The following is a 13,992-nucleotide window of genomic DNA, read 5'->3' as shown; positions in this document are numbered from 1 at the left end:
TAGACCCGTTCGAAATCACTGCTCCGCCTGCTATTTCCTTCCTTCGCAGTGGCTGTTCGCCACCCTATATCACCCGCCAGCCGTAGCCCTTGCGCATTTTCGATTCCCGTCTAGCGTTTGGTTCTGGCAGTGGTACTGACGTGCTTGTCGCCCACAAGTGGGTCAAGTATCGACAACACCAAACTGTGGTAGTCCCCTCATCTCAGAAGTCAGGAATGCCAACATGGAAAGTTAGCTAGCTATTGATTCAGGTCAGCCCCCTACCCGCTCGACCGCGCGTAGATTCACGGTAACCCTTCTGAATGGATGATCGTCATGTCTGACTCAGCCCACAAACTTCGACTCGGCGCGCTGGTTGCCCTAGTCGTCGGTTCAATGATCGGCGGCGGGATCTTCTCCCTACCGCAAAATATGGCCGCTAGCGCCGACGTCGGAGCCGTTTTGATCGGCTGGGCGATCACCGCAGTCGGCATGCTCACCCTGGCCTTCGTCTTCCAAACCCTCGCCAACCGAAAACCCAACTTGGACGGCGGGGTTTACGCCTACGCCAAAGCTGGTTTCGGCGACTACATGGGCTTTTCCTCAGCCTGGGGTTACTGGATCAGTGCCTGGCTCGGAAACGTTGGTTATTTCGTTTTGCTGTTCAGCACCCTGGGTTATTTCTTTCCCGTCTTCGGAGAAGGCAATACACCGGCTGCAATCATCGGTGCTTCCGCCCTACTCTGGGCAGTTCACTTCCTGGTTCTACGCGGCGTGAAAGAGGCCGCATTTATCAATCTGGTAACTACCGTCGCCAAGATCGTGCCCCTTGTTCTCTTCATTCTTATCGCCTTCTTCGCATTCAAGCTCGACATCTTCACCGCTGATATTTGGGGCTTGAAAAACCCAGACCTCGGCAGCGTGATGGATCAAGTACGCAACATGATGCTGGTCACCGTCTGGGTATTCATCGGCATTGAAGGCGCGAGCATTTTCTCAGCCCGCGCCGAGAAACGCTCAGATGTCGGCAAGGCGACCATCATCGGTTTTATCAGCGTGCTACTGATTCTGGTGCTGGTGAACGTTCTCTCCCTGGGCATCATGACCCAACCGGAATTGGCCAAACTGCAGAACCCTTCGATGGCTGCCGTGCTTGAGCACGTGGTCGGACATTGGGGCGCAGTGCTGATCAGCGTCGGCCTCATTATCTCCTTGCTCGGTGCGCTGCTCTCTTGGGTGCTTCTGTGTGCAGAGATTCTTTTCGCCGCAGCAAACGACCACACCATGCCGGCCTTTTTGCGCAAAGAAAACGCTAACAAAGCGCCTATCAACGCGCTGTGGCTGACCAACGCCATGGTGCAGATATTCCTGATCATCACGCTGTTTTCGGCTAGCACCTACCTGTCGCTCATCTACCTCGCCACCTCAATGATTCTGGTGCCGTACCTGTGGTCAGCCGCGTATGCATTGCTGTTGGCCGTTCGTGGTGAAACCTACGAGCAAGCTGCCAAAGAGCGCCGCAAAGATTTCGCAATCGCCATCATCGCAGTGATCTACGCGGTATGGCTGGTGTACGCCGGTGGCACCAAATACCTCCTGCTTTCTGCACTTCTTTATGCCCCAGGAGCAATTCTGTTCGCCAAGGCCAAGCGTGAAGTAGGCCAACCCATTTTTACCCAGATCGAGAAATGCATTTTCGCTCTGGTGGTAATCGGCGCCCTTGTAGCGGCCTACGGGCTCTACGACGGCTTCCTGACTTTGTAATTACGAAAATCGAAGGAACCTGCCATGTCTCAAGTAAAACTCGGCGTTCATTCCGAAGCCGGCAAATTGCACAAAGTGATGGTTTGCTCACCCGGCCTGGCGCATCAACGCCTCACACCTACCAATTGCGATGAGCTGCTTTTCGATGACGTGCTCTGGGTAAGCCAGGCCAAGCGCGACCATTTCGACTTCGTCACCAAGATGCGCGAGCGCGGCGTCGAAGTAGTGGAAATGCACAATTTGCTCACCGAAACCGTCTCGATTCCCGAAGCTCGTAATTGGATCCTGGACCGCAAGGTCACCGCCAATCACGTTGGTTTGGGCCTGGTCAACGAACTGCGCTCCTGGCTGGAGAGCCTTGAGCCCCGCGCGCTGGCCCAGTACCTCATCGGCGGCGTCGCTGGCAGTGATCTTCCGGGTAGCTTCGGTGGTAAAGCCATCGAGATGTTCCGCGACTACCTAGGCAGCTCGAGCTTCATTCTGCCGCCACTGCCCAATACTCAGTTCACCCGCGACAACAGTTGCTGGATTTACGGCGGCGTCAGCCTGAACCCCATGTACTGGCCAGCTCGTCGCCAGGAAACACTGCTCGTGACGGCCATTTACAAATTCCACCCAGACTTTGCCAACGAAGACTTCAAGGTCTGGTACGGCGACCCTGACAAAGACCATGGCGCGGCCTCGCTGGAAGGCGGCGACGTGATGCCAATCGGGAATGGCGTCGTGCTGGTCGGCATGGGCGAGCGCACCACCCACCAGGCCGTAGCGCAGTTAGCGCAGTCGTTGTTCGCAAACAAAGCGGCCGAACGCGTCATCGTTGCAGGCTTGCCTAAATCCCGTGCTGCCATGCACCTGGACACGGTCTTTAGCTTCTGCGATCGCGACCTGGTAACCGTATTCGCCGAGGCGGTAGACGCCATCGTTCCGTTCAGCATCCGTCCCGATGAAAGCCGCTCCGACGGCCTGGATGCGCGACGAGAAGACAAACATTTCATCGAAGTTGTAGGCGAAGCGCTGAACCTTAAAAAACTGCGTGTGGTTCCTACTGGCGGTAACTCGTTCGAAGCCGAACGCGAACAGTGGGATGACGGCAACAACGTCGTCGCGCTCGAACCGGGCGTGGTGGTCGGCTATGACCGCAACACCTACACCAACACGTTGCTGCGCAAAGCAGGCGTTGAAGTCATCACCATCAGTGCCGGTGAACTTGGCCGCGGCCGCGGCGGTGGTCACTGCATGACCTGCCCAATCATTCGCGACCCTATCGATTACTAAGTGCCCTGATTGAAAAGGTGCTGCCAGCCAGGCAGCACCGATACCGAATCCAATTTAGTAGGAGTATGAAAAATGGCGTTTAACATGCACAACCGCAGCCTGCTCAGCTTGATGCACCACACTCAACGCGAGCTGCGCTTCCTGCTGGACTTGTCCCGCGACCTTAAACGAGCCAAGTACACCGGCACCGAGCAGCAACACCTGAAGCGCAAAAATATCGCGCTGATCTTCGAAAAAACCTCTACCCGCACCCGTTGCGCATTCGAAGTGGCCGCCTACGACCAAGGCGCCAACGTCACCTACATTGATCCGCAATCTTCGCAAATTGGCCACAAAGAAAGCATGAAAGACACTGCCCGCGTGCTGGGTCGCATGTTTGATGCCATTGAATACCGTGGTTATGGTCAGGAAATTGTCGAAGAGCTGGCGGCGTACGCCGGTGTCCCAGTGTTCAACGGCTTGACCGCCGAGTTTCACCCCACCCAAATGATCGCTGACGTTCTCACCATGCGTGAAAACAGCGACAAACCGCTGCACGACATCAGCTACGCGTACCTGGGCGACGCCCGCAACAACATGGGTAACTCGCTGCTGCTGATCGGCGCCAAGCTGGGCATGGATGTACGCATCGGCGCACCAAAAGCGCTGTGGCCAACCGATGAGCTGGTCGCGCAGTGCCAAGGCTTCGCCAAAGAGAGCGGCGCTCGCATTACCCTCACTGAAGACCCACAGGAAGCGGTTAAAGGCGTGGATTTCATTCACACCGACGTGTGGGTATCCATGGGTGAACCGCTGGAAGCTTGGGACGAGCGCATCAAGCAGTTGCTGCCTTACCAGGTAAACGCCGACCTGATGAAAGCTGCTGGCAATCCCCGCGTGAAGTTCATGCACTGCCTGCCGGCTTTCCACAACAGCGAAACCAAAGTGGGCAAGGACATCGCCAGCCGTTATCCGCATTTGGCCAATGGCGTTGAGGTTACCGAAGACGTCTTCGAGTCGCCTTACAACATTGCGTTTGAGCAAGCCGAAAACCGCATGCACACCATCAAAGCGATTCTGGTCGCGGCTATGGCCGACATCTGACCCTCTGCGGCGTGGCTTCCATTGCCACGCCGCAGCCCCCTTTTTTATATTTTTCAGGAGAACGCTCATGCGCATTGTCGTCGCTTTGGGTGGGAACGCCCTATTGCGTCGTGGTGAACCCATGACTGCTGATAACCAACGTGAAAACGTCCGTATTGCTGTTGAACAAATTGCCAAAATCGCTCCGGGCAACCAACTCGTGATCGCCCACGGCAACGGCCCGCAAGTAGGGCTGTTGGCGCTGCAAGCGGCGGCGTACACCTCAGTGAATCCTTACCCGCTGGACGTGCTCGGCGCAGAAACCGAAGGCATGATCGGCTACATGATTGAACAGGAGCTGGGCAACCTGCTGCCGTTTGAAGTGCCGTTTGCCACGCTGCTTACCCAAGTGGAAGTCGATTCCAACGACCCCGCTTTCAGCAACCCTACCAAGCCAATCGGCCCGGTTTATTCAAAAGAAGATGCCGAACGCCTTGCCGCCGAAAAAGGTTGGAGCATCGCGCCAGACGGCGATAAATACCGCCGCGTAGTAGCCAGCCCTCGCCCTAAGCAAATCTTTGAGATCCGCCCCGTTAAGTGGCTGCTGGATCACGGCACCATAGTCATTTGCGCCGGCGGCGGCGGTATTCCGACTCGATACAATGCCGAAGGCAAACTTGAAGGCGTGGAAGCGGTAATCGACAAAGATTTGTGCTCGGCATTGCTGGCTGAGCAACTGACTTCCGACCTGTTGGTAATTGCCACCGACGTCGACGCCACATACATCGACTGGGGCAAGCCCACCCAAAAAGCCATTGCTGAGGCGCACCCCGATGAGCTTGAACGCTTAGGTTTTGCCGCTGGTTCCATGGGGCCAAAAGTGCAGGCCGCTTGCGAGTTTGCGCGCAACACCGGCAAGGTCGCGGTGATTGGTTCGCTCGCCGACATCGAAGCCATCGTTCAAGGCAAAGCAGGTACTCGCGTTTCCACTGCAAGCACCGAAGTGATCTACCGCTAACAACGTGCTGGATGGGCCGCGCCTCAGGCAAGGCCCATCCGACCGTCACGAGCCTTACAACGACCGCCCGTAACAAACCCCGCAAAAATCCCTCCTACGCCCCTGCTTCAAACCTAGCCAAACGCCCCTGCAAATATCAGCGCTTCAGCCGTTTCGCTGCAATCAATCAGCCCTTCCTTACAGCCAGACGAGCAGCCTTGACGGCCAACAACCTTGCCGTTGACAGTGACTCATTAGTCACAGCTCGCGTCAGCATAGTCTCTCGATCAAGCGTGCCCACTTAACGGGGCCGTCATCATCATTTCAATTGATCGACAATCGGCAAGCCTTTTTCAGCCTAGCCGGCTTGCCCTGGTACTTTTTAAGGAGTTTGCGCTAGATGTCTCGACTTCCAGTCATCGTAGGGTTTGGTGGGTATAACGCCGCAGGCCGTAGCTCCTTCCACCACGGTTTTCGTCGCACCGTGCTGGAGTCGATGGACGCCGCCGCCCGGCTCGAAACCCTGGTCGGCCTGGCGGTGATGATGAAGTTGGTTAGCTATGTAAACGGCGCTTATCAGGACGCTGCCGGCAAAAGCTTGGCTGCAGCTGATATCGAAGCACGTTTCGGCCCGCAGATTTTGCAGTCCACGTTGGTTCGCCGGATCGAAAAGCAGCACCTGGACCCCGACGCCGTGCACTGGCAGAAAAACCTTGAGGTCTACACCAGCCCCACCCAGCCGCTGACCTTTATTGCCCAACGCAAACAATTGCCCGAACCGCTGCCCGCCAACTGGGCGGTGGAAACTCTCGAAGGCAACCAGGTGCAAGTCACGCTACACGGCAGCTGCGAATTCAAAGTCGACAGCTATCGGGCGCTGAGCGTGAAGTCCGCCGGCCAGTTGCCGACCGGTTTCGAGCCGAGCGAGCTGTACAACTCCCGCTTCCACCCGCGCGGCCTGCAGATGTCGGTTGTCGCCGCGACGGATGCCCTGCGCTCTACCGGCTTGGACTGGCAAACCATTGTCAGCCACGTTCAGCCCGATGAAGTCGCGGTGTTCTCCGGCAGCATCATGAGCCAGCTCGACGAAAACGGTTTTGGCGGCCTGATGCAATCGCGCCTCAAGGGCCAACGTGTGTCAGCCAAGCAGTTACCGCTGGGCTTCAACAGCATGCCGACTGACTTTATCAACGCGTACGTGCTCGGCAGCGTGGGCACTACGGGCAGCGTGACCGGCGCCTGCGCCACCTTCCTCTACAACCTGCAAAAAGCCATTGATGTGATTGCCGCCGGCCAGGTTCGCGTGGCCATCGTTGGCAACAGCGAAGCGCCGATCCTGTCGGAGTGCATCGAGGGTTATAGCGCCATGGGCGCCCTGGCTACCGAAGAAGGCTTGCGCCTGATTGAAGGCCGTGACGACGTCAATTTCCGCCGCGCGAGCCGCCCGTTCGGCGAAAACTGCGGCTTTACCTTGGCCGAATCCGCGCAATACGTGGTGCTGATGGACGACGCCCTGGCGCTGGAGTTGGGCGCCGATATCCACGGTGCGGTTGCTGATGTGTTCATCAACGCCGACGGCTTCAAGAAATCCATTTCTGCACCCGGCCCGGGCAACTACCTCACCGTCGCCAAGGCTGTCGCCAGCGCGGTACAAATTGTCGGTTTGGAAAGCGTGCAAAAACGCAGCTTTATTCACGCCCACGGCTCCAGCACACCGGCCAACCGCGTGACTGAATCGGAATTGCTAGACCGCGTCGCCGCCGCCTTCGATATCAAGAGCTGGCCGGTCACGGCGGTAAAAGCCTTCGTAGGCCACTCCCTCGCCACAGCCAGCGGCGATCAGTTGATTTCGGCGCTGGGCTCGTTCAAGTACGGCATTATTCCCGGCATCAAAACCATCGACGCCGTTGCCCCGGACGTGCACCAGCAGCACCTGGCGATCGCCACGCAGGACCGCGACGTGGGCGCCGAGCAGTTGGAGGTGTGCTTTATCAATTCCAAGGGCTTTGGCGGCAACAACGCCAGCGGCGTGATTCTCGCGCCCCATGTCGCCGAGCGCATGCTGAAAAAGCGCCATGGCGAAACGGCTTTTGCTGATTATGTGGCTCGTCGCGAGCAAACCCGCGCCAACGCCAAAGCCTACGACCAGCGTGCGCTGCATGGCCAACTCGACATCATCTACAACTTTGGCCAGGACATGATCGAAGACCAGGCCATCGAGATTACCGCCGAGCAGATGCGCATTCCAGGCTTCAGTCAGCCGCTGGTGTTCAAAAAAGACGAGCGTTTCAAGGACATGCTTTAAAGGCAATCGAGGCTAACGCCTCTTCCACACCAACTGCGTGTTGATGGAAGAGGCTTTCACTTCAAGGGGTTCACGCACTCAAGCCCTTTGCCAAGCGCAGCAAGTCCCCGCGCCACGCCGCACCCGCCGGCAGGGCCAAAAAGAACGGATTGAGGAACGATTCACGGGCTTCGTACGTGAGCACCTCGCCGTGAATATCCAGCACCTCGCCGCCAGCACCTTCCAGCACGCCTTGCGCGGCGGCGGTGTCCCATTGCGAAGTTGGCGCCAGCCGTGGATAGCAATCCGCCGCACCCTCGGCGAGCAAGCAGAACTTCAGCGAGCTGCCCACATTGGCGAGTTGCAAGTCGCCGAACAGCAGGCTCAGCCCCGCCAGCAATTGCTCTTGCTCAGGGCTGGAATGGCGCCGACTGGCCACCACGGTAAACCCCTGCTCCGGCGCGTTGCGCACGTGCACCGCTTGCGGTTGACCATGGGCATCGCAGCGCCAGGCACCGAGGTTGGCGCCGCCGTAGAAGTAACGGCCGGTGGTGGGCATGCCGACTACGCCGAACAGCACCTTGCCGTTTTCTACCAGCGCGACGTTGACGGTGAACTCGTCGCTGCCGCTGATAAATTCCTTGGTGCCGTCCAACGGATCGACCACCCACCAGCGCGTCCAGCCGGCGCGTTCGCTCAGGGGAATGTCAGCGGCTTCTTCAGATAACACCGGAATGCTTGGATCCAGGGCCGTGAGGCCGGCCGCCAGAATGTGGTGCGCGGCCAGGTCGGCAGCAGTCACCGGGGAGTCATCGGCCTTGGCGGTTACCGCCACGCCACTGCGCCAATACGGAAGAATGGCCGCGCCCGCTTCACGGGCCAGGGCGACCACTTGTTCCATCAGCGGCAGCAGGCTCACGAGCGCACCGCCGGGGTGAATTCGCCGCGCTGAGTCAGCACGTCACGCGCCAAGTACAGCGCAGCCAGCGCGCGGCCTTCGCTGAATTGTGGATGCTGCGCCAGGCTCGACAATTCGTGCAGGCTGAAGCGCTCAACCCCCATTGGCTCAGGCTCATCGCCGGGCAGCGTTTCGGGGTAAAGATCACGCGCCAGAACCACCTGAATCACCTGGCTCATATAACCGGGCGACAGCGACAGCTCAGTCAGCCGCTCCAATTTATGAGCGCCAAACCCGGCCTCTTCTTTGAGCTCACGGTTGGCAGCGTCCAGCACGTCCTCGCCCGGCTCGATCAGCCCTTTAGGGCATGAGAGCTGGTAATCGTCCGTACCGGCGCAGAACTCTTCCACCAGCAGTACGTGCTCGGCGTCGGCCATTGCCACGATCATTACCGCACCGTAGCCAACGCCTTTGCCCACCAGTCTTTCGTAGGTGCGTTCGACGCCATTGCTGAAACGCAGCTGCAGCTCCTCGACGCGGAACAGGCGGCTACTGGCCACTATTTCGCGGTTGAGGACGGTGGGCTTCTGACGCATGGGACGGCTCCTTGGCGTGACCTGGCGGGTTATCATAACGCGGCTTTTCGGATTGTCGCCGCGCCGGATTACGCTTGCTGACCAGATCACGCCTCTTTTCCTTACAGCGTGTGTGAAAAACGCCACTTCCCCTGCAGAGCTATCGTTATGTCCCACCTGCCATGGTCTTCCATCGACACCGTTCTGCTCGACATGGACGGCACGTTGCTGGATCTGCACTTCGACAACCACTTCTGGCTTGAGCACTTGCCGCAGCGCTACGCCGACGTGCACGGCCTCAGCCGCGAGCAGGCGAATGCTCACATGCTGCCGCTGTTTCGCGATCACGCCGGCCAGCTCAATTGGTACTGCACCGACTTCTGGACCGCTCAACTCAACCTGCCGATTCGCGAGCTGAAACGGGAAGTGGCGCACCTAATTTCCCTGCGCCCCGACGCCGACAAGTTTCTCGTCGCCCTGCGCCAGGCCGGCAAGCGTGTGGTGCTAATCACCAATGCGCACCGCGACTCGCTGTCGCTGAAAATGGAGCGCATCGAATTAGCGCCTTATTTCGACCGCCTGATCAGCTCCCACGACTATGGTTTTCCGAAAGAAGACCAACGCTTTTGGGCGGCCCTGCAAAACGACTTCGCCTTCGAGCCTGAGCGCAGCCTGTTTATCGACGACAGCCTGCCGATTTTGCGCAGCGCTCGGGAGTACGGCGTCGCGCACCTGCTGGCCGTGCGCGAGCCCGATAGCCGCAAGGGCCCCAAAGACACCGAAGAATTCAGCGCAGTGGAAGACTACCGTTTGCTAATCGACGGCCTGCTTTAAGCCATACGCCCGCCAGTTGAGGTACCGATGGACATCAAGCAGCTCAAATTCCTCATCGCCCTCGATGAAACCCGGCACTTCGGCCAGGCGGCGGCGCGCTGTCACGTCACTCAGCCGACCCTGTCGATGCGTTTGCGCAGCCTCGAAGAAGAACTGCAGCTGCCGCTGGTGGTACGCGGTCAGCGCTTCGAAGGGTTCACCGAAGCGGGCGAGCGCGTGCTGGCCTGGGCACGCACCGTGCTGGCGGCGTTTGACGGGCTGAATGCCGAGGCGGCGGCCTGCCGTGGCAGCCTGATTGGCACCTTGCGCCTGGGCGTAGTGCCGCTGTCCAGCTACGACCCAGTGCCGCTGTTGCAGCGCCTGCACACGCAGCACCCCAGCTTGCGCTTCGAACTCTCGGCGCTCAGTTCCGAGCAGATTCTTGAGCACTTGGCGAGCAACCGGCTCGACCTCGGCGTGTCGTACCTCGACCGCCTGAACGCGGAACATTTCGACAGCCTCAACTTGATGCAAACGCGCATGGGCCTGCTGTACGACCAGCGCTTCTTCCGTTTCGAAGCGGCTGAACTGACCTGGGAAGCGCTGATCAATCTGCCGCTGGGACTGTTATCCAGCGGCATGCACTTTCGCCAATCGATCAACCACAACTTCCGCAGCCGGGGCCTGACGCCCACGCCGCTGCTGGAAACCGACGTGGTGCATCAATTGGTGCAGGCCGTTCACGGCGGCCTGTGCTGCGCGATCATGCCGCTCTATAGCGGCGTCGATATGCTCACCAAACACCTGCGCCTTCAGCCCATCGAAAACGCCCAAACCCTGGCGCCGCTGGGCCTGATCATGCGCAAAAGCGCCCCGCGCTCCGCACTCGCCGAAGCCTGCTTCCAAGAAGCCGGCGCCATGCTGCTCGAATCGTAGCCAACACGCACCGCTCTCTGTGGGAGCGGCTTTAGCCGCGATTCCTGGAAACCTCGGCACTTGAAAATCGCAGCTAATCGGAATGCCGCCAAGCCGCGCCACAAAACCTGCAATTCACCGCCCATCGACGCCCTCTATCACCGCATCAGAACTAGCGATTAGACGCCGACCGACGGGCGGCCTAGGCTGTTCAAATAACGATCAACCGAACCTCGTGCAACTCGGTGACGACAATGAACAGCAAACGCCAGCCTCTTACGTCGGCCTCCGCCTGCGTTCCCCTATCTCCTTCAGAACAAGCCAGTCATGGCTACCGCTTTTACGAGCTGGAGCACGGCGCTGCTGCGTCTGTGGAATTGGCGGAGGAAGTGGCGCTGGCGATTTCGTTTAATGGGATCAACCAGGCGGTCATGCTGGTGTCGCCCACCGACCTGGAAGACTTCGTTGTAGGGTTTAGCCTCGCCAACGGTATCGTTGAGTCGATTGACGAGATTTATGACGTCGCCCTCAGCGGCACCGACTCAGCCCGCCAGGCAGACCTGCAAATCAGCAGCCGCGCCTTCTGGGAACTCAAGCAGCAACGCCGCCAGCTCACCGGCACCAGCGGCTGCGGTTTGTGTGGCGTCGAAGCGGTTGAACAGGCGCTGCCATCGCTCACTCCTTTAAAGCCTGCCCCCTTGCCGCCCGCTGCCTGGCTGGTCGACTTACGCCAGCGCATCACTGTTTTCCAACCGCTGGGCCAGCACTGCGGCGCGGTGCACGCGGCGGTGTTTATGAACGGTCAGGGCGAGCTGCTGTTGGGCCGCGAAGATATCGGCCGGCATAACGCGTTGGACAAACTCATCGGCGCCCTCCTACGCCAACAGATTTCAACCGCCGGCGGCCTCGCCCTGGTGACCAGCCGATGCAGCCTGGAGCTCATCCAGAAAGTGCTGCGCGCCGGCATTACCACCCTCGTCAGCCTTTCGGCGCCCACCGGCCTGGCCGTGCAATGGGCGCGTCGGCATCACCTCAATTTGATCCACCTGCCGCACAAGAATGCGCCGCGGGTGTACAGCCCGGAGTTCGCGCAATGACCCATCACGTCGACACCCACCCCACTCAGCGCTACAAGCCCTACAAAGGCGCGGCCGGCGGTTGGGGCGCGCTAAAAAGCGTGGCGCACTTCTGGCTGGACAGTGACAACGCGCTGAAGAACATCCGCACCCTGCTGAAAACCAACCAGCACGGCGGCTTCGACTGCCCCGGCTGCGCCTGGGGCGAGTCGGCGGAAAGCGGCATGGTCAAGTTCTGCGAGAACGGCGCCAAGGCGGTGAACTGGGAAGCCACCAAGCGCCGAGTTGATGCCGCGTTCTTCGCCAAACACAGCGTCACCACGCTGCGTGAGCAAAGCGATTACTGGCTCGAATACCAAGGCCGCCTGACCGAGCCGATGGTGTACGACCCCGCCAGCGATCACTACAAGCCGATTGCCTGGGACGCCGCGTTCGAGCTCATCGCCCAGCACCTCAACCAGTTGGCCAGCCCCAATCAGGCCGAGTTCTACACCTCGGGCCGCGCCAGCAACGAGGCGGCGTTTCTCTATCAATTGTTCGTGCGCGCCTACGGCACGAACAATTTCCCCGACTGCTCGAACATGTGCCACGAAGCCAGTGGCGTGGCCTTGGGGCAAAGCGTCGGCGTGGGCAAGGGCACGGTGACCTTTGACGACTTCGAGCATGCCGACGCCATTTTCGTCATCGGCCAAAACCCCGGCACCAACCACCCGCGCATGCTTGAACCGCTGCGCGAAGCGGTAAAACGCGGCGCCCAGGTGGTGTGTTTGAACCCGCTGAAAGAGCGCGGCCTGGAGCGTTTCCAGAACCCGCAACACGCTCTGGAAATGCTCAGCAACGGCGACCGTCCGACCAATACCGCGTTCTACCGCCCGGCCTTGGGTGGCGACATGGCGGCGCTGCGCGGCATGGCCAAATTCCTGCTTAAGTGGGAGCGCGAGGCGCAAGCCAAAGGCAAATCGACCGTGTTTGATCAGGCGTTCATCGCCCAGCACACCACCCAGGTTGAAGCGTATTTAGAGGTCGTCGAAGCCACCAGTTGGGAGCACATCATCGCCCAGTCTGGCTTGAGCAAAGCCGACATCGAAGCCATGGCGCACACCTATCGCCAGGCCGACCGCGTGATCATGTGCTGGGCCATGGGCATCACCCAGCACCGCCATTCGGTGCCGACCATTCAGGAAATCGCCAACCTGATGCTGCTGCGCGGCAACGTCGGTAAACCAGGCGCCGGCCTGTGTCCGGTGCGCGGCCACAGCAACGTGCAGGGCGACCGCACCATGGGCATCAATGATCGCCCGCCGGCGTTTTTCCTCGACGCCCTGGAGCGGCGCTTCGACTTCAAAGTGCCGCGTGAATTCGGCCACAACACCGTGGAAGCCATTCACGCCATGCTCGACGGCGACGCCAAGGTATTTATCGGCCTGGGCGGCAACTTCGCCCAAGCCACACCCGACACGCCGCGCGCGCACCAAGCGCTGCAGAACTGCGACCTGACGGTGCAGATCAGCACCAAGCTCAACCGCAGCCACCTGACCATCGGCAAGCAGGCGCTAATCTTGCCGTGCCTGGGCCGTACCGATATCGACCAGCAAGCCGGCGGTCCGCAAGCCGTTACCGTGGAAGACTCCTTCAGCATGGTGCACGCCTCCAACGGCCAGTTGCAGCCGCTGAGCAAGCAGATGCGCTCGGAGCCCGCCATTGTCGCCGGCATCGCCGCCGCCACGCTGGGCAACAAGCCAGTGAACTGGAACTGGCTGATTGAGGACTACGACCGCATCCGCGAGCTGATCGCCGACGTCGTGCCGGGCTTCCAGGGCTTCAACCAACGCGCCCGCGACCCAGGCGGTTTCTACTTGGGCAACGCTGCTGGCCAGCGGCGCTGGAACACGGCGTCTGGCCTGGCCGTGTTCAAGGCCAACCTGTTGCCGGAAGACCTGATTCACGAAGGCATTCGCGCCCGTGGCGAAGTGCCGGACCTAATCCTGCAAACCCTGCGCTCGCACGACCAGTACAACACCACTATTTACGGCCTCGACGACCGCTACCGTGGCGTCAAAGGTCAGCGCGACGTGGTGTTTGCCAACGAGGCGGACATCATTCGGCTGGGCTACAAACCGGGGCAGAAGGTCGACGTGTTGTCGCTGTGGGGCGATGGCCGCGAGCGGCGCATCAGCGGCTTTACCTTGCTGGCATTCGATATTCCGGCCGGGCAGGCGGCGGCTTATTACCCCGAGACCAATCCGCTGGTGCCGCTGGAGAGCGTCGGCGAGGGCAGCTTTACGCCGACCTCGAAGTTTGTGGCCATCCGCCTGGAACCGGCTCGGGATAACGGCCGGATCATCTGACCGAGG

Annotated in this window: 11 protein-coding genes; 9 read left to right on the top strand and 2 right to left on the bottom strand. The window is 59.9% G+C overall.

Features of this window, described 5'->3' with window-relative positions:
* The first annotated feature begins 315 nt into the window (after nt 1-315).
* From arcD to ACZZZU_RS17245, 5 genes are all read left to right on the top strand, one after another.
* Nucleotides 316-1,743, top strand: a complete 1,428-nt coding sequence (arcD, locus tag ACZZZU_RS17265; protein WP_463384616.1) for an arginine-ornithine antiporter — start codon at nt 316-318, stop codon at nt 1,741-1,743.
* Nucleotides 1,744-1,767: 24 nt separating this feature from the next.
* Nucleotides 1,768-3,018 (top strand): arginine deiminase, encoded by a 1,251-nt coding sequence (arcA, locus tag ACZZZU_RS17260; protein WP_122493487.1) that lies wholly within the window; start codon nt 1,768-1,770, stop codon nt 3,016-3,018.
* Nucleotides 3,019-3,090: 72 nt separating this feature from the next.
* The gene (locus tag ACZZZU_RS17255; protein ID WP_122493488.1) at nt 3,091-4,101 is read left to right on the top strand and encodes an ornithine carbamoyltransferase; all 1,011 of its coding nucleotides are present in this window, start codon (nt 3,091-3,093) and stop codon (nt 4,099-4,101) included.
* A 67-nt stretch (nt 4,102-4,168) separates the two neighbouring features.
* A complete protein-coding gene (gene arcC, locus ACZZZU_RS17250; RefSeq protein WP_122493489.1) occupies nt 4,169-5,098 on the top strand; it encodes a carbamate kinase in 930 nt (309 codons plus the stop codon).
* 379 nt (nt 5,099-5,477) lie between these two features.
* Nucleotides 5,478-7,382, top strand: a complete 1,905-nt coding sequence (locus tag ACZZZU_RS17245) for a beta-ketoacyl synthase (RefSeq protein WP_463551284.1) — start codon at nt 5,478-5,480, stop codon at nt 7,380-7,382.
* Nucleotides 7,383-7,452: 70 nt separating this feature from the next.
* Here the strand turns inward: ACZZZU_RS17245 and cysQ are convergent, their stop codons facing one another.
* Nucleotides 7,453-8,262 (bottom strand): 3'(2'),5'-bisphosphate nucleotidase CysQ, encoded by an 810-nt coding sequence (cysQ, locus tag ACZZZU_RS17240; protein ID WP_463552147.1) that lies wholly within the window; start codon nt 8,260-8,262, stop codon nt 7,453-7,455.
* A 14-nt stretch (nt 8,263-8,276) separates the two neighbouring features.
* Nucleotides 8,277-8,855 (bottom strand): ADP compounds hydrolase NudE, encoded by a 579-nt coding sequence (nudE, locus tag ACZZZU_RS17235; protein ID WP_463384613.1) that lies wholly within the window; start codon nt 8,853-8,855, stop codon nt 8,277-8,279.
* Nucleotides 8,856-9,002: 147 nt separating this feature from the next.
* Between nudE and yrfG the strand changes: the two genes are divergently transcribed.
* From yrfG to ACZZZU_RS17215, 4 genes are all read left to right on the top strand, one after another.
* On the top strand, nt 9,003-9,668 hold the full coding sequence (gene yrfG, locus ACZZZU_RS17230) for a GMP/IMP nucleotidase (protein ID WP_122453901.1): 666 nt from the start codon (nt 9,003-9,005) through the stop codon (nt 9,666-9,668).
* 27 nt (nt 9,669-9,695) lie between these two features.
* Nucleotides 9,696-10,583, top strand: a complete 888-nt coding sequence (locus tag ACZZZU_RS17225) for a LysR family transcriptional regulator (RefSeq protein WP_463551283.1) — start codon at nt 9,696-9,698, stop codon at nt 10,581-10,583.
* A gap of 233 nt (nt 10,584-10,816) precedes the next feature.
* Nucleotides 10,817-11,659, top strand: coding sequence for a formate dehydrogenase accessory sulfurtransferase FdhD (fdhD, locus tag ACZZZU_RS17220; RefSeq protein WP_463551282.1), 843 nt, complete (start codon nt 10,817-10,819; stop codon nt 11,657-11,659).
* A complete protein-coding gene (locus tag ACZZZU_RS17215) occupies nt 11,656-13,986 on the top strand; it encodes an FdhF/YdeP family oxidoreductase (protein WP_463551281.1) in 2,331 nt (776 codons plus the stop codon). Before fdhD ends, ACZZZU_RS17215 begins: the two co-directional genes overlap by 4 nt.
* Nucleotides 13,987-13,992: the final 6 nt, after the last annotated feature.

This window comes from Pseudomonas sp. AC136 (genome assembly GCF_979258585.1).
This window is presented reverse-complemented; position numbering and strand designations above follow the sequence as displayed.